This is a genomic window from Azonexus sp., assembly GCF_049652925.1.
Classification (GTDB): Bacteria; Pseudomonadota; Gammaproteobacteria; order Burkholderiales; family Rhodocyclaceae; genus Azonexus.
This window is the reverse complement of sequence record NZ_JBASFI010000023.1, coordinates 165,059-183,160: the sequence shown is the minus strand read 5'-3', so window position 1 is coordinate 183,160 and position 18,102 is coordinate 165,059. Positions and strand designations below refer to the sequence as shown.

Annotated in this window: 8 protein-coding genes; 3 read left to right on the top strand and 5 right to left on the bottom strand. The window is 62.6% G+C overall.

The window, feature by feature from the left end; translation table 11 throughout:
- Positions 1–6: 6 nt before the first annotated feature.
- From WBK19_RS12100 to WBK19_RS12090, 3 genes are read left to right on the top strand one after another with little or no spacing between them, the layout of a single operon-like run.
- Positions 7–1,092, top strand: coding sequence for a response regulator (locus WBK19_RS12100; RefSeq protein ID WP_511290030.1), 1,086 nt, complete (start codon positions 7–9; stop codon positions 1,090–1,092).
- A 3-nt stretch (positions 1,093–1,095) separates the two neighbouring features.
- Complete coding sequence (locus tag WBK19_RS12095) at positions 1,096–4,530, top strand: PAS domain-containing hybrid sensor histidine kinase/response regulator (RefSeq protein ID WP_511290028.1); 3,435 nt, start codon at positions 1,096–1,098, stop codon at positions 4,528–4,530.
- Complete coding sequence (locus tag WBK19_RS12090) at positions 4,527–9,224, top strand: PAS domain-containing protein (protein WP_511290026.1); 4,698 nt, start codon at positions 4,527–4,529, stop codon at positions 9,222–9,224. Before WBK19_RS12095 ends, WBK19_RS12090 begins: the two co-directional genes overlap by 4 nt.
- Here WBK19_RS12090 and WBK19_RS12085 read toward each other — a convergent pair.
- The 5 genes from WBK19_RS12085 to WBK19_RS12065 all read right to left on the bottom strand — a co-directional run bounded on the left by WBK19_RS12085 (position 9,221) and on the right by WBK19_RS12065 (position 18,041).
- Positions 9,221–10,450 (bottom strand): TIGR03862 family flavoprotein, encoded by a 1,230-nt coding sequence (locus WBK19_RS12085; protein WP_511290024.1) that lies wholly within the window; start codon positions 10,448–10,450, stop codon positions 9,221–9,223. The genes WBK19_RS12090 and WBK19_RS12085 overlap by 4 nt on opposite strands.
- Positions 10,450–11,448, bottom strand: a complete 999-nt coding sequence (locus WBK19_RS12080) for a transglutaminase family protein (RefSeq protein ID WP_511290022.1) — start codon at positions 11,446–11,448, stop codon at positions 10,450–10,452. The genes WBK19_RS12085 and WBK19_RS12080 overlap by 1 nt, the downstream gene beginning before the upstream one ends.
- A 2-nt stretch (positions 11,449–11,450) precedes the next feature.
- Complete coding sequence (locus tag WBK19_RS12075) at positions 11,451–13,994, bottom strand: circularly permuted type 2 ATP-grasp protein (protein ID WP_511290020.1); 2,544 nt, start codon at positions 13,992–13,994, stop codon at positions 11,451–11,453.
- A 68-nt stretch (positions 13,995–14,062) separates the two neighbouring features.
- Entirely contained in the window at positions 14,063–17,449 is a 3,387-nt protein-coding gene (locus tag WBK19_RS12070; RefSeq protein ID WP_511290019.1) for a transglutaminase family protein, read from the bottom strand.
- 169 nt (positions 17,450–17,618) lie between these two features.
- Entirely contained in the window at positions 17,619–18,041 is a 423-nt protein-coding gene (locus WBK19_RS12065) for a VOC family protein (protein ID WP_511290017.1), read from the bottom strand.
- Between the last annotated feature and the right edge of the window lie 61 nt (positions 18,042–18,102).

The following is an 18,102-nucleotide window of genomic DNA, read 5'->3' as shown; positions in this document are numbered from 1 at the left end:
GACAAAATGGGCGCCAACCCGCCGACCATTCTCATCGTAGACGACACCCCGGAGAATCTCAGCGTCCTCGGCGAGTTGTTGCAACCTGCCTATCGCGTCCGTGCTGCCAATTCCGGCCGACGCGCGCTGCAGATCGCGCTCGGCAGCCCGACACCTGATCTCATCCTGCTCGATGTCATGATGCCGGAAATGGATGGCTACGATGTCCTCGCCGAATTGCAGGCTACCCCGGCCACACGAAACATCCCGGTCATTTTTGTCACGGCCATGGACGGCACCGAAGACGAAGAACGCGGCCTGGACCATGGCGCGGTGGACTACATCACCAAGCCGATCCGCCCCAGCATTGTCCTCGCCCGCATCCGCACGCAACTCGAACTCAAACAGGCGCGCGACATCCTGAGCAACCAGAACAACTATCTGGAAGCCGAAGTGGCTCGCCGCATGGGCGAAAACCAGTTGATTCAGGAAGTCAGCATCCATGCGCTGGCCCGCCTAGCCGAGACCCGCGACCCGGAAACCGGCAAGCACCTTCGGCGCACGCAGGAGTATGTCCTGACCCTGGCCAAGGCACTGCGTGACAATCCGCGTTTCTCCGGCTATCTCGACGAACGGACCATCAACGCACTGGCTCAGTCCGCCCCGCTCCACGACATCGGCAAGGTCGGCATTCCCGACCACATCCTCCTCAAGCCTGGAAAACTGACGCCGGAAGAGTGGGAAATCATGAAAACCCATGCCGAACTCGGCAGCAATGCCATAGCCCAAGCCGAAGCGGACGCCGACAAACCGGTCGAATTTCTTGCCATCGCCAAGCTGATCGCCCGCTCCCACCACGAAAGATGGGATGGCAGCGGCTATCCGGACGGACTCATCGGCGACAGGATTCCGATTGCTGCACGCCTGATGGCCCTGGCCGATGTATTCGATGCACTGACCTGCAAACGCGTCTACAAACCTGCATTTTCCTTTGACGACGCCTACCGCATCATCGTCGATGGCAAAGGAAACCATTTCGATCCGGACGTCGTCGACGCCTTCATTCGGGAATACGCCACTTTCATGACCGTCGCCAAGACCTACGCCGAGTAGACAATGCCGAGCGCCCGACAACGCAGCCAGCAAAAAGAATTACATCGGGCCATCGCCCAGGTAGTCCTGCCCTACGTTGCGCTGGCAGCACTGTGGATCCTGGTATCTGACCAACTTGTTGCCTACCTGATCACCGATGCAGACATGCGTATCACGGCAAGCATGTTCAAAGGCTGGTTTTTCATCGCCATTACGGCAGCCCTCCTTTCGGTGCTGCTTTACCGCCTGCTGCGCGAGAACATGGCTCGCCGCGCAGCTGCCGAAGATGCCAAAGTCGGTCTCGAGCGCGAACGCGGCCATCTGCGCACCCTGTTCGACACCATGCCCGACCTCGTCTGGCTGAAGGATCCTGATGGTGTCTATCTCAGCTGCAACAAGCGCTTCGAGCAGTTCTTCGGCGCTGACGAAGCCAGCATTTGCGGAAAGACCGACTTCGATTTCGTCGATCCCGAACTGGCCAGACTCTTCCGGGCCAATGATCTCGCCGCACTGCTCGCCAAAGGGCCGTGCCGTAACGACGAATGGGTCACCTTCGCCAGCGACGGCCATCGCGAACTGCTGCAGACAACCAAGGCACCGATCCACGACAGCACCGGGCATCTGATTGGTGTCCTTGGTATCAGCCGCGACATTACCCAGAACCATGAACTGCAGGAACGGTTTACCGTTGCCTTCAATGGCAGCCCGGCGGCCATTTCGTTAACCACACTGGACGACGGCACATTTCTCGAGGTCAACCCGCGCTACCTGGATCTCCTTGGCTGGCAGCGGGAGGAGCTGATTGGCAAAAGCGCTCTCGTTTTTCATTTATGGCCGAGTACCGAGGCCCGAATTACATGGCGTAATCAGCTACTGGAAACGGGCCTCCTCCAGGACTTTCAGACCGAGTGGTTGCGACGCGACGGGACGCCTGTCCAGATCAGCCTCTCGGCCGAAATCGTCCATCTCGGTGGCAATCCTTACATCCTTGCCTTCATCCTCGACATCTCCGAACGCAAACGGGCAACCGAGCAAATTGCCCAGTTGCAGGAGCGACTGGCCATCGCCTTCCGCGCCGCCCCGGTCGCTGCCTGCATCACCCGCGCGGCCGATGGCAAAATGGTTGATGTCAACGAACGCTTGCTCAGCGAATACAGCTCGACACGCGAAGAACTGATCGGCAAGACGACTATCGAGGCCGGACTCTGGCAAGCCGAGGATCGGGCCAGAATGGTCGACATACTCAAACGCGACGGTCATGTCGTCGATTTCGACAGCATCGGCATAGGCCGCGACGGACGTCGGCGACGCATCAGCCTTTCCGCTGCCAAAATTGATATCAACGGCGAACCCCATCTCGTTGTCTACATTATCGACGTGTCCGAACGCAAGGCTGCAGAACAGGCACTGCGCGAACGCGAAGAAATCTTCCGGAGCATCGTCACCCAGGCCAACGACGGAATCTGCCTGATCGATCCCGAAACGCTGGGGTTCATCGAAATCAACGATGCGGTCATTCATAACCTCGGCTATAGCCGCGCCGAATTTTCCGGCTTCACCCTTCTCGACCTGCAAGTCGACACGACCGAGGCCGACCTGCGCTCGTTCATGTCCTGGGTCATTGCCCAGGGCAACGCCACCTTCGAGCGTCAGCACCGACGCCGCGACGGCAGCATCCAGATTGCCCGGATCGCGGCGGCGGCCGTCCGGGTCGGCGAGGGCATCAAGGTATCGGCCATCTGGCAGGACATCACGGAAGCCAAGCAAACAGCCAGCGAACTCGAACAACATCGCGAGCACCTCAAGGAACTGGTCGAGGCACGCACAGCCGAACTCGAGGCTGCCAAGGAGTCTGCCGAACAGGCCAACCGCGCGAAAAGCGACTTTCTGGCCAACATGAGCCACGAAATCCGGACGCCGATGAATGCCATTATCGGACTCACCCACCTCGCCGAACATCACACACAGGATGCCGAGCAACTCGGGCGCCTGAACAAAGTAGCCGATGCCGCACACCACCTGCTGGCGATCATCAACCAGATCCTCGACATCTCGAAGATTGAGGCCGGAAAACTGGAGCTTACCCCGGTTGATTTCCTCCTCTCGCGGATCCTCGACAACACCAGCGAACTGATACTCGACCGACTGCAATCCCGTGGCCTGGCATTCCGCCAGGACATCGACCCGGCCTTGCCGCCCGTGCTGCATGGCGACCCGTTGCGAATTGGCCAGGTTCTGCTCAACTACCTGAGCAACGCGGTCAAATTCACCGAAAAGGGCAGCATTTCCGTCACCGTCAGTCTGCTCTCTGCCGAGGCTGAGAACCTGATGGTGCGCTTTGCCGTATCCGACACCGGGATCGGCATCCCCATCGAGCAACAAGGCCGTCTTTTCAACGCCTTTGAACAAGCCGACAACTCGACAACCCGCCGCTTCGGCGGCACCGGACTGGGCCTCGCCATTGCCCACCGACTGGCCCACCTGATGGGTGGCGAAGCCGGGCTGACAAGTGTTCCCGGACAAGGCAGCACCTTCTGGTTTACCGCCCGCCTGCAAGCCGGGACAACAGCCACCGACGTATCCACCCCGCGCCTCTCGGCCAATGAAGCGGAACAATTGATCAGCAGCGAATACGCCCATGCGCGCATCCTGCTGGTCGAGGACAATCCGATCAATCAGGAAGTGGCGCTCGACCTGCTGCGCGGCATCGGCCTGCAGGCCGACCTCGCGGTCAACGGCGAAAAAGCCGTAAAAATGGCCGCGGAAACGGTCTACGATCTGATTCTGATGGACATCCAGATGCCGGTCATGGATGGCCTGACCGCCACCCGCCTCATACGGCAGAGCCCGGGCGGCCGTCAGGTGCCCATTCTGGCGATGACGGCCAACGCCTTCGGCGAGGATCGTCAGCGCTGTCTTGATGCCGGAATGAACGATCACGTCGCCAAGCCGGTAAATCCGTCGACGCTCTATGCCACGCTGATCAAATGGCTGACACCGCCAATGATCACAACCAGCCCCCAAGCCCTCCCGGCGGCAGCGCAACCAGAACCGGCCCCGATCGATGCCGCGCAGGCAACCATCGCCGCCCTGGAGAAAGTCCCGGGACTGGACAGCGACTATGGGCTGAAATCCATGCGCGGCAAGCTGCCAAGCTATTTGCGCCTGCTCGGCATTTTTGTCGACACCCATGGCGACGATCACGCGAAGATCAGCACCGCCCTGAGCAGCGGCGCCAACGCCCAGGCTGAACAAATTTCCCATGGCCTCAAAGGCGTCTCCGGCACCCTTGGCCTCAAGGGTATCTACGATGCCGCCCGCGCCCTCAATGAGGCCTTGCGCGAACCCGCCGCACCACCGGTCATTTCCCTCCGCCTCGCCACCCTTGCCGAGCGCCTGCGGGAAACCTGCGGCGCCCTGTCCCCCATCATTGCGGCGAGCCGCACGGATACCAAATGAGCGCCCCCTTAACCACGCTCCTCGACATCATGACCGCCGACGTGCGCAGCCTGCCGCCGCACGCGACGCTGCGCGAAGCAGCAAATCTCATGGCCCGGGAACATATTTCCAGCTTGCTCGTGATAGCCGATGGGCAAGCTCTCGGCATCATCACCGAAAGCAACATCCTGCGTACCCTGCATGAGCACCAGTCGGGAGATGTTCGACTCGATGCAGTCATGTCGCGCCCGCTGATCACCGCCCCGACCAATCTTGATCTGGCCAGCGCCCGCCACCTTGTCGAAGAACATGGCATCCGTCACCTCGTCGTCGTCAATTCGTCGGGGCTGGTCTGCGGTATCGTCAGCGACACCGATTTCCGCCTGCGCCTGGGTACCGAAGCCTTCCGCCACCTGCGGACGCTGGAAGGCATCATGGACAGGAATATCCCGCTTTTGCCACCCGAAGCGACGCTGGGCGAGGCCTTGGCCAGCATGGTCGGGCATGCTGCCGACTACCTGATCGTCAGCGCCGACGAAAAGCCGCTCGGCATCATCACCGAACGCGACATCCCGCGTCTGATCAGCGTTTTTCAGGACCCGCACGGCGCCAGCCTGAGCCAGGCCATGAGCGCGCCCTTGCGCAGCGTCCATGTCGACGCGACGGTTACCACGGCGCTGGAAACGATGAACCATTTCCAGCTTCGGCACATGGTGGTTCTCGCCGACGACGGCCGGATTCTCGGCGTCATCAGCCAACGCCGGCTGTTCGAGCAGTTGGCGCTCGAACGTCTGGAAAACGCCATGCTCCAGTCCCAGCAGGAACGCGAGCGGCTGCATCTCGAAACCCACTTGCGACTGGCACTCGACGGCGCCGCTGCCGGCAGCTGGGAGTACAGCCACAAAAGCAGCTATCTGATCGCCAGCGATGGTCTGCTCGCCATGCTCGGTCATACGCGATCCGGCGCGCCCGAGACCAAGGCGGACTGGATGGGGCAAATCCATCCCGATGACCGGCATCTGCTGGTTGCCACGGTCAACGACAAAAATCGCCCGAAAAATCATTCCCGGGTACTCGAATACCGGATCCGGCATAGCGACGGACGTTGGCTATGGGTCGAGGATCGCAGCTGCGTCGTTGAACGCAATGCCGACGACAGCCCCAGCGTGACAACGGGCGTCGTCAATGACATTACCGAACGGCAGATTACCCGTCAGCAGATTACCCGCCAGAACCGCGCCCTGCGCATGATGAGCAGCGTCGCCCAGTCGCTGGTCCGCCACAACGATGAAAAGCAGATGCTGGCTGACGTTTGCTCCGTACTGGTTGATATTGGCGGCTATCTGACGGCCTGGGTCGGCGAAGCGGTTCACGACGAAAGAAGGAGCATTGCTCCAACGGCCTGTTCCGGCCTTTGTGAACCGTATGTCACCAACCTGAACGTCACCTGGGACGATACGCCGACCGGGCGCGGGCCAAGCGGCCGCGCCGTCCGCAGTGGCGTCCCGTCGATCATCCGGAATATCGACTGCGATGCTTCCTTCGAACCGTGGCGGCTAGCAGCCAATGCGCAGGGGTTTCATTCGTCGATTTCACTCCCGCTGCGGGTTGACGGACAGGTCATCGGCGTCCTCAATCTCTATTCGGCAGCGATCGACCCGTTCGACGACGAAGAGATCTCCCTGCTCTGCAACCTCGCCGGCGAACTCGGCCTTGGCCTGAGCATGCAGCGCTCGCGGCAGACGCTGGCTCAGAGCGAGGCGATGCTGCTTCAAGCCCAGCGCCTGGCACGGCTCGGCCATTTCACCTTCGACGCAGCCAACGACTGCCTGACCGGTTCGCCAACGCACAACGAAATATTCGGCATGGGTCCGGGAGAACTGCTCAATACCGAGGACTGGCGGCGCCTGATCCATCCCGAAGACCGGGCACGGATGAGCGATTACTCGCGGGACCACGTTTTCCGGGGTGGCCAGCCATTCGACAACGAATACCGGCTGATCCGCCGCAATGATGGCCAGGAACGCTGGATACACACCGTCGGCCAGCTTGCTTACGGCGCCGATGGCCGGGTCAGCCGGCTATTCGGCACGAGCCAGGACATCACCGAACGCAAGCAGTTCGAGCAGCGCCTGAGCCAGAGCGAAGCAGAACTGAAAGAGGCGCAGGCCGTTGCCCACCTTGGCAGCTGGACGCTGGACATTGTCAATGACAAGCTCAACTGGAGCACCGAGGTCTACCAGATCTTCAAGCTCCCGCACACTCACCCGTTGCGCCTGGCCGATTTCGTCGAACGCATCCATCCGGACGACCAGGCGCGCGTTCTGACCGACTGGCAGGCCGCCCTGGCCGGCGCCAGCTACGACAGCGAGCATCGCATCGTCGTCAATGGCGAGCTGCGCTGGGTCCGCGAGCGGGCCAATATCCGCTTTGACCAGGCCGGTCAGGCTGTATTCGCCGTCGGCACGGTGCAGGACGTCACCGAGCGTCATCTCGCCGAGGAACAGTTGAGCAAGCTGTCGCTGGCCATCGAGCAAAGTCCGCACAGCATCGTCATCACCAATACCCGTGCCGAAATCGAGTACGTCAACGAAGCGTTTGTCAGCAACACAGGCTATCTCCGCGAAGAAGCGATTGGCGCCAACCCGAACCTGCTGCACTCGGAGCAAACGCCAAAAGAGACGTATATCGAGATGTGGGCAACGCTTGGCGAAGGGAATACCTGGCGTGGGGAGTTCATCAACCAGCGCAAGGATGGTTCTGTCTTCACCGAATTCGCCATCATTTCACCGGTGCGCCAGCGGGATGGACTGATTACCCACTATCTCGCCATCAAGGAAGACATTACCGAGAAAAAGCGGAACCAGTCCGAGCTGGAAAATTACCGTCACCACCTCGAAACGCTGGTCGCCGAGCGCACCGAGCAACTGATCCAGGCCAAGGACGAAGCCGAATCGGCCAGCCGCGCCAAGAGCGCTTTCCTGGCCAACATCAGTCATGAAATCCGGACACCGATGAATGCCATCATCGGCCTCACCCATATTGCCCAGCGCAGCGCCGGCAGTACCGAACAGCACGATCGGCTGGGCAAGGTCGCCGAGGCCGCGCACCACCTGATGGGCATCATCAACGATGTGCTCGACATCTCAAAGATCGAAGCCGGCAAGCTGCAGCTCGAACATACCGGCTTCTCGCTCGCCCATATCTGCGCCAATACCTGCGCGATGGTGGCCGACCGGGCTCAAACCAAACATCTTCCGCTGAGCTGCGTGATCGACCCGGCCATGCCGGCGACCCTGCTCGGCGATCCGTTGCGGATCCAGCAGATATTGCTCAATTTCCTCTCCAACGCCATCAAATTCACCCACCGTGGCAACGTCCGCATCACGATGCGCTTGCTCGGTCGCGCCGATGGCCATGCAATGATCAGCTGCGAAGTTGCCGATACCGGTATCGGCATTTCTCCGGAAGGCCTGGCCAGACTGTTCCAGCCATTCGAGCAGGGCGACACGTCGACCACTCGCCGCTACGGCGGCACCGGACTGGGTCTGGCAATCAGCCGTCGGCTGGCCGAAGCGATGCATGGCGAGATCGGCGTGGACAGCGAGCCGGGCACAGGGAGCACCTTCTGGTTCACTGCCCGGCTCGGCGTGGCACTGGAAAATGAGATCTTGCCCGAGGCGAGCGCTGCATTCGCCGCCGGCTACCGGCGCGGCGCACACATCCTGCTGGCCGAAGACAACGCTATCAACGCCGAGGTCGCCAGTGAACTGCTCCACTGCGCCGGACTGAAAGTCGATCTCGCTGTCGATGGCAGCCAGGCCCTCAAGATGGCCCGCGGACGGCACTACGATCTGGTTCTCATGGACATGCAGATGCCGCTCATGGATGGCCTTGAAGCGACCCGCCAGATTCGCGCCCTGCCGGGCTGGGGAAAAACGCCCATTCTGGCGATGACCGCCAATGCCTTTGACGAAGATCGTGACATTTGTCTGGCCGCCGGCATGAACGATCACGTTGCCAAGCCCGTCGCCCCGGATGTCCTTTTTGCCGCGCTTACCCGCTGGCTGCCGATCAAGGCTGCCATCCCGACTCCGGCTGACGAGCCGCCAGTTGCCCGCCACGAACTGGCCGACATCAGCGGTCTGGACAGCCGCTTCGGCCTGCAATCGGTGCGCGGCCGGATGGACAGCTATCTCCGGCTGCTCGCCAAATTCACGGAAAACCACGGCGACGACTTTGCCCGCATCCGCAACCATCTTGCCGCTGGCAACCGTGACGAGGCGCGCCGCCTCGCCCACTCGCTGAAAGGCGTCTCGGCGACGCTTGGCGCCATGCTCATCAACAAAACCTCGATAGCGCTGGAAGCGGCAATCAAGGAAGGGCGTGAATCAACCGCCATCGAACCGCTCATTGAGGCTGCCGAGCAAGCCTACATCTCATTGCGCGAGCAATTGGCCGCTGTCGCCCAACCGCTGCATGTCGGCGAAGATGCGGGCGACGCGGTGGCAAGCAGCGCCCTGATCGAGCGCCTCCGCCGAGAGTTGCAACAAGGCGAGATGAGTGCCCAGGATCTGGTCAGACACCAGGCAGCGACCTTGAAAATGGTCCTCGGCAAGGACTTCCGGGCATTCGAGGACTGCGTCTCCGTCTTCGATTTTGAAGGCGCACTGGCCGTGCTTAACGACGCAACTTCGCCCGCGAGCGCAGTTTAGGCCAGACTATCCAGCCAGCGACTGGCGCCCAGACCGGCGGCCCGGCCGCTGGCGAAACAGGCGGTGAGCAGGTAGCCGCCGGTCGGCGCCTCCCAGTCAAGCATTTCACCGGCGCAGAACACACCGGGCTGGCCACGCAGCATGAGGTTTTCGTCCAGCCCTTCGAAGGTAACGCCGCCAGCCGTGCTGATCGCTTCGTCGAGTGGCCGGGTTGCCGTCACCACCAGCGGCAAGCGCTTGATCGCCGCAGCCAGACGGCTTGCTTGATTCATCGTCTCGGCCGAACAGAACTCCCGGAGCAGTCCGGCCTTGACGCCTTCGATGCCGGCATGCCGGCGCAGATGGTTGGCCAGCGAATCGCGGCCACGCGGCCGGGAGAGGTCAGCGCTCAGTTTGTCGAGGCTGCGGCCGGGGGCCAGATCGAGATGCAGCACAGCGCTGCCGTCGCGGGCCAGCGCATCGCGCAAGGGCGCCGAAACGGCGTAGATCAGGCCGCCTTCGATGCCCGTCGCCGTGATGTTGAATTCGCCCTTTTTTTCCGGTTGACCGTGGCAATGGGCCGAAACGGCCTTGACCGGGGCACCGGCAAAACGTTCGCTGAAATACGGGCTCCACGCCACATCGAAGCCGCAGTTGGCCGGCTTGAGCGGCGCCACGTCGATGCCGCGGTCGACCAGTATGGGCACCCAGGCGCCATCCGAACCGAGTTTGGCCCAGCTACCGCCGCCGAGGGCCAGAATGACCGCATCCGCCTCGACCGCAATGTCGCCGGCCGGTGTGGCAAAACGCAGGCTGCCATCGGCCGCCCAGCCGAGCCAGCGATGCCGCACATGAAACTGCACGCCCTGTCCGCGCAGCCGATGCAGCCAGGCGCGCAGTAGCGGCGCCGCTTTCATGTCGGTCGGAAAGACCCGGCCCGAGGTGCCGACGAAGGTGTCGATGCCGAGGTCATTGATCCATTCGCGCAGCTGGGTCGGGCCGAAGGCGTCGAGCAGCGGCGCGATGTTCGCCGCTCGTTCTCCATAGCGCCCGATGAAATCGGCCAGCGGCTCGGAATGGGTGATGTTCATGCCACCCTTGCCGGCCATCAAAAACTTGCGGCCGACCGAGGGCATGGATTCGAAAATTTGGATGTTTTTCGGGTTGACCGTGGAATTCGCTGCCGCCAGCGTTTCGGCCGCCATCAGGCCAGCCGGGCCGCCACCGATGATGGCGACACGCGGCATCACTTGTCGTCCGCGTCGGCTTCCGGCGCCTCGGACGGTTCGGCTGGCTCGTCTTTTTCTGCCTTGAGCAGTTCTCCGGGAATCTCTTCCTCGTCGAGCGGAATGACCGTCACCGCAACGTCCGGCTCGGTGCCACCGCCGCCGAGAATGATGCCGCGCAACGGCGAAATGTCGGAAAAGTCGCGGCCGAAAGCCAGCGTAATGTGTTCGGTATTGGGCAGCAGATTGTTGGTCGGATCGAAATCCACCCAGTCGCTCATTTCCTCCTGGCTACCCGGTGCATAGACGGAAACCCAGGCGTGCGAAGCATCGGCGCCGATCAGGCGCGGCTTGCCCGGGGGCGGCCGGGTCAGCAGGTAGCCGCTGACGTAACGGGCGGCCAGACCGAGCGCCCGCAGGCAGGCGATCATCAGATGGGCAAAATCCTGGCAGACGCCGCGCTTGTTTTCGAGCACTTCGAGGACCGGCGTCGACACCGTGGTCGCCTCGGGATCAAAGGTGAATTCGCGGAAAATCTTGGCCATCAGCGCCTTGGCGCCAACCAGCACCGGCGTATCTGGCGGGAAACAGTCGGCGGCGTAGTCGGCCAGCTCGTGCTTGACGCGCACGTGCGGGCTTTCGAACAGGAAGCGCGTGGCATCGAGGTCGGCCGGGATCGGATCGGTCGAATCGTAAGCCAGGCGGTCGCGGACTTCCTCCCAGGGCAACGATGCCTCGATATCCTTGGGCAGATGCGGCATGACGGCGACGGTCATGGCCGAACTGATGAACAGCTCGTCATGCGGCGTATGAAAGGCCATCCAGGTCACCGGATTGCCGAAGGCGTCGCGGCCGTCACGGCGCCAGGTCGGCACCGGCGTGATGTCGATGCGCTGCTCTTCGACCTGCTGCCAGTCGAGAATGCGCGGCGACAGGTGCAACTGCTGCTGCGACAGCGACACGTTGCTGCCGTAGTCGTAGCGGGTTTCGTGCAGGACGCGGTAGCGAACGGGTTCCATGATCAGACCGCCATCGTCTGCCGGCTGACATCGCCGACATGGGTGAAGTAGCGCATGCCGAGTGCCTCGGAGAGCTTGTTCGCGGCGCTATCGAGCGCCAGCAAGAGGTCGGCGAGTTCCTCACAGGCTGAATAATCGCGGGCGCTGTCGAACTGGATGTTTTCCAGACGATGCAGGTCAAAGGCTTCCAGAGCCGCCAGCGCAGCGGCCAGGCCGCCACCAAAATCGTCACCGAGCTCGCGCTGCATGCGCTCCAGGTAGTTGCCCAGGACGTTGGCCTGAAACACCACGCCGTGCGGGTTGCTCTCGTCGAAAACAAGCAGGTCGATGACCGGCAGCAGTTCCGGCTGGCGCGAGTAGCGTGAGCGGTAGGTGATGATCGAGTCGGACAGTTCGAGCAGCCATTCGAGCGAACCCTGACTGCGCGCTGCCGGCATGCGCAGAAAATGGGCAACCATCAGCGACAGGAAGGAAAGCCGTTCGAGCCGTCGGCCGATGAACAGGAAGCGCCAGCCGTCGTCACGCGTCATGTTGTCCATGGCGAAACCGGTCAGCGATGACGAGACGCCTAGCACGCGGTCGAGGAAGGCGATCGCCTCGGTCAGCGTCGGATGTGTCTTGAGTGCGGCCTGCTGGTCACGCTGCAGGCGGTTGAGCGAATGCCAGTGATCAAGCGACAGGCGTTCGCGGACATGCGTCGCCGACCACATCAGGGCGCGGATATTGCGGGCCAGACTGCCCGGCTGCTCGGGATCGTAGATCGCCTCGAGCAACTCGTGCTCGCCGCCCTCCTTGACCTCGCCGCCACTTTCCTTGAGCTTGGCCTCCTCCTCGCCCGGCTTGGGCAACACGCCCAGCCGCCGGGCCAGTTCCATCGCCGCGATGACTACCGGCGTCTTCTGGCCGCCGCCGACGACGACGCGCGACAAGGCGACACGCAGCATGCGGGCGCTGTCGTCGAAGCGTTCGGAATAGCGGCCGAGCCAGAACAGGTTCTCGACGACGCGCGAAGTCAGATTGGCGCCGGCCCGCACCAGGTCGCGCACGCCAACCGACGGCTTGAGCAGCGAGAACTGGCTGACCGGGCCATTGGTCAGAACCCAGGCATCCTTCGAGGCGCCGCCGCGCTGCATCGAAATGATGCGCGTGCCGGCCGCCGTCGTCACCCGGGCCAGACCGCCCGGCATCACCGAATAGCCGTCCGGCGTCGTCACCGCGTAGGCGCGCAGACCGACCGGACGGGCCAGCAGGCGACGTTCATGCGCCCGGCTCCAGGTTGGCGCCTGCGAGAGGTTGATCATTTCCTGGGCGACGTAGGCGTGTGGTCGCGCCTCGATCCGGCGCAGCATCTCGGCGCGCGCCTCGCCCTTCAGTTCGTTACCGAAAACCGGCTCCATGTTCTGGGTCGGGTAGGCCGGCTTGATGACCAGATCGTCGAAATTTTCCTTGACGTAATCGAGGGCCGGTTTCTCGCCGCACCACCACGTCGCGACCGACGGCATGGCCAGCTTTTCGCCGAGCAGGTGCCGGCAGATGGCGGGCAGGAAGCCCATCAGCGCGCCGGAAGCGAGCAGGCCGCTGCCCAGCGCATTGGCGATGACGACGCGTCCGGCCCGCGCCACGTTGAGCAGGCCGGGAATGCCCAGCGCCGACTCGCCACGCAGTTCGAGCGGGTCGCAATAGGCATCGTCCTGACGGCGCAGGATGACGTGAACGCGCTTCAAGCCACGCAGGGTCTTGAGATAGACCGTTTCGCCGCGTACCGTGAGGTCCTGTCCCTCAACGAGCGGGAAGCCGAGGTAACGGGCCAGGTAGGCGTGTTCGAAATAGGTTTCGTTGTACGGCCCGGGGGTGAGCAGGACCATGTGCGGCTGTTCGTCGCCCTCGACCGGCGCCAGCGCGGTCAGGCCATCGAGCTGGTCGCGGAAAAAGTCGGCGACGTGCTGGACGCGCAGGTCGCGGAACATTTCCGGGAAAACACGCGAAACGATGAGCCGGTTTTCCAGCGCATAGCCCGCTCCCGACGGGGCCTGCGTACGGTCGGCGATGACCCACCAGCGGCCGTTCGGCGAACGCGCCAGATCGACGGCGTAATTGTGCAGCCAGATCCCGCCCGGCGGCTTGACGCCGCGGCACGGCCACAGGTAGCCATGCTGGCCATAGACCAGCGCCGGTGGCAGCAGACCTTCGGCAAGCAGCGTCTGCTCGCCATAGAGATCGTCCAGAATGGCGTTGAGCAGCGTGGCGCGCTGGGCGACGGCAGCGGACAGCTCGGCCCATTCGTCGGGCGGAATGATCAGCGGCAACGGATCGAGCGCCCACGGCCGGTCGGCCCCGTTCGGATCGGCGTAGACGTTGTAGGTGACGCCGTTTTCCTGGATACGCTGCTCGGAAAAATCGAGGCGGCGCCGCATTTCCTCCGGCGTCACCGCATCGAGATGCGTCAGGAACTGCTTCCAGTGCGGACGAACTTCACCATCCGCAGCCAGCATTTCATCGTAGCGGCGGGGACTGTGGGGGTAGATTGCGAGGAGGGTGCGCGCCATTTTTCTTTGTTCTTGTAGAAAAAACAGGCCGTTTCCGGCCTGTTCCCACGGTCAACCCGAATTTTTGATTAAAACCTGCGCAAGTCTAGCGTAAACGGGTGCTCGGCGCTGACCTCCGCTGCCTTGACCTGCAGCTTGCCCGGCGTGTGGCCGAAGCGGAAGAAGCGGGCCAGACGACGGCTTTCGGCCTCGAAGGCATTGACCGGGAAGGTGTCGAAACTGCGACCGCCCGGATGCGCCACGTGGTACTGGCAACCGCCCAGCGAACGCTGCATCCAGGTATCGACGATGTCGAAGACCAGCGGCGCATGAACGCCAATGGTCGGATGCAGACAGGATGCCGGCTGCCAGGCGCGGTAACGAACGCCGGCGACGAATTCGCCGTTGGTTCCGGTGTTCTGCAGCGGCACCGGAACGCCGTTGCAGGTCAGCACGTAACGGTCGGGCGCCATGCCCTTGATCTTGACCTGGACGCGCTCGACCGAGGAATCGACGTAGCGCACCGTGGTCCCGGCACCGCCCTCCTCGCCCATGACGTGCCAGGGTTCGAGGGCGTGGCGCAGCTCGAACTCCATGCCCTTGACGGCGAAATCGCCGTATTTCGGGAAGCGGAATTCGAAGTGAGGGGCGAACCATTCGGCCTTGAAGGCGAAGCCGGCCTCCGCCATTTCCTGCATGACATCATTGAAGTCCTGCTCGGCGTAGAAGGGCAGCATGAAGCGATCGTGCAGCTCGGTCCCCCAGCGCGCCAGACGAGCTGGCTCGTAGGGTTGTTCCCAGAAGCGGGCGATCATGGCGCGGAGCAGCAGTTGCTGGGCCAGCGACATGCGGGCGTGCGGCGGCATTTCGAAGGCGCGCAGCTCAAGCAGGCCGAGGCGACCGGTCGGGCCGTCCGGCGAGTAAAGCTTGTCGATGCAGAACTCGGAACGGTGCGTGTTGCCGGTGACATCGGTGAGCAGGTTGCGCAGGATGCGGTCAATCAGCCACGGCTGAACAACGCCGCCCGGTTGCGGAATCTGCTTGAAGGCGATTTCGAGCTCGTAGAGGCTGTCGTTGCGCGCTTCGTCGACACGCGGCGCCTGGCTGGTCGGGCCGATGAACAGGCCGGAGAACAGGTAGGACAGGCTCGGGTGATTGTGCCAGTAGGCGATCAGGCTCTTGAGCAGGTCCGGCCGACGGAGGAAGGGCGAATCGTTCGGCGTGGCGCCGCCGAGGACGAAGTGATTGCCGCCGCCGGTGCCGGTGTGGCGACCATCGACCATGAACTTTTCGGTGGTCAGGCGCGAGTAGTGGGCCGCCTCGTAGAGGTGGGTGGTCTGGTCGACCAGTTGGTCCCAGCTACGCGCCGGATGGACATTGACCTCGATGACACCGGGATCGGGGGTGACGCTGAAATGCGTCAGGCGCGGGTCGGACGGCGGCGTATAGCCTTCCATGATGACCGGCAGCGACATCTCTTCGGCCGTCGCTTCGACCGCAGCGACGATTTCCAGATAGTCATCTAGCTTCTCGGTCGGCGGCATGAAGACGTAGAGACGACCGTCGCGCGGCTCGGCGCACATGGCCATGCGGGTGATCCAGCCGGCCGATTCCTTGAAACCCGGCATCGTCTCGGTTGGCTTTTCCCACGGCCGCACTTTGCCGTCGCCGCTCGCTGAGGCGGCGGCACCGGCGGCGCCAGCGCCAGCACCGGCACTGCCCTGGCGGCTCTGCATCTGCGGCTCGCGGGCACCGACTTCGCCGGTGACGCGGTTACGCAGGGCGGCATAGCTGGCCAGCGGATCGGTTGCCGTTTCGGCATCCGGGACATTGATGTAGGGGTAGTCGCTCGTTGCCGTCCACGGCTGCGAGTCGTAAGGCAAGCGATAGCCCATGGCCGAATCGCCGGGGAACAGGTAGCAACGCTCGGAGCGCAGGAACCACGGGCCGGTCTGCCACTGGTTCCAGACATTTTTCATGATCGGCAGGACGTGGCCGACGGTGTAGGTCATGCCTTGCGTGAATACCTTCATGAGGCGTTCGCGCTCCAGCGCGTCGTCAACGCGCGAATCAAAAGGATCGACGTTGCCCGGCAGGCGGCGTTCGCGCCACATGTAGTAATAGACGTCTTCGAAAGCCGGGAAGACGTAGTCGGAGGTCATGCCCAGGCGTTCAGCGACACGTTTCAGGAAGCGGTCCGCGTGTTCGCTGGTCGCACCGTAATTGACGCTTTCGTTGGCGTACAGTTCAGGCGCATTCCAGATCGGCTCGCCGTCCTTGCGCCAGAAGCAGTTCAGCGACCAGCGCGGGAGCTGTTCGCCGGGGTACCACTTGCCCTGACCGAAGTGCATGAGGCCGTTCGGGGCGTATTTCTGGCGCAGGCGATGGAAGATGTCGGCGGCGAAAATGCGCTTCGTCGGGCCGAGGGCGGCGGTGTTCCATTCGGCGCCATCCGGGTCGTCGACGGCGACGAAGGTCGGCTCGCCGCCCTGGGTCAAACGCACGTCTAGCTTGCCGAGCGTGTCGTCGATCTGGTGGCCGAGGCCCTCGATCTCGGCCCACTGCTCATCGGAGTAGGGCTTGGTGACGCGCGGCGATTCCCAGATGCGGGTGACCTGCATGTGGTGCGAAAACTCGGTTTCGCACTCGTCGAGGCCGCCGGTGACTGGCGCAGCGGAACCCGGCTCCGGTGTGCAGGCGAGCGGGATGTGGCCTTCGCCGGCGAACAGGCCGGAGGTCGGGTCGAGCCCGATCCATCCGGCGCCCGGCAGATAGACTTCAGCCCAGGCGTGCAGGTCGGTGAAGTCGGCTTCCGGACCGGACGGGCCGTCGAGCGACTTGACGTCGGCGGTCAACTGGATCAGATAGCCGGAAACGAAACGGGCGGCCATGCCAAGGTGGCGCAGGATCTGGACGAGCAGCCAGGCCGTATCGCGGCACGAGCCGGTACGCAGGGTCAGCGTTTCTTCCGGCGTCTGGACACCCGGTTCCATGCGAATGGTATAGCCGATTGCCTTTTGCAGGTTGGCGTTGAGGGCGACGAGGAAATCGACGCTGCGCAGCGGTTCGCGCGAAATGCCGGCCATGTATTTCTTGAGTTCGGGCGTTTCCGGCAGCTTGTGCAGGTAAGGCGTCAGTTCGTGACGCTCCCAATCCTCGTAGGCGAAAGGAATCTTTTCGGCGTGCGGCTCAAGGAAGAAGTCGAAGGGGTTGAGGACCGACATCTCGGCCACCATGTCGACCTCGATGCTGAATTCACGGGTCTGTTCCGGGAAAACCAGGCGGGCCAGGTAGTTGCCCTGCGGGTCCTGCTGCCAATTGACGAAATGCTTGTCCGGACCGACCTTCAATGAGTAGGACAGGATGCGGGTCCGCGAATGCGGGCAGGGGCGCAGGCGGACGACCTGCGGACCTAAGTTGATCAGGCGATCGTAGTTATAACGGGTTACGTGATTCAGCGCGACATGGATCGACACGAGCTTGCTCCAGACAGAATGATTGAAAGCTTAAAAGCAAGACGCGAACCACCTTGCAAGCCATTGTTTTTAAATAAGCCAAATCTTCACACGCACCTCATGAAAGCCTGATGACAGGAGGCATGCACCAAAAATGTGCAGCACTGTCCGGCGGCGCCTGAAAGAGAATTTATACGAGCTTGACGAAACCATCGGCGTCGAGCGCCACGAACGGGTTGAAGCAGACTTCCCACAGGAAGCCGTCCGGATCGGCAAAATAGCCACGAAAGCCGCCCCAGAAGACCTTGTCGGCCGGGCGGACGAGCGTTGCACCGATGGCTACCGCTTCATCCAGCGTGGCGATCACCGCCGCTTCGGAGGGTACGTTGTGAGCCAGCGTAAAACCGGGAAAACCACTGCCGGCGGGCGCTACGGCCGCATCCTCGGCCAACGCCTCGCGCTGGAACAGGGCAAAGGCGACCGAACCGGCTTGATAGAAGGCAATCGCTTCCTGGCTGGCCGGTGATTCCTGCCAGCCCAGTGCCTTGTAGAAAGCCCGGCTGCGGGCCAGATCGGACACACCGAGGGTGATGAAGCTGATGGTCTGGTTCATGATTTCTGGCGGCTGGTTACAGACTGCAATTTTAAGCGAGTCGATTTCAAAATTTGCCAAA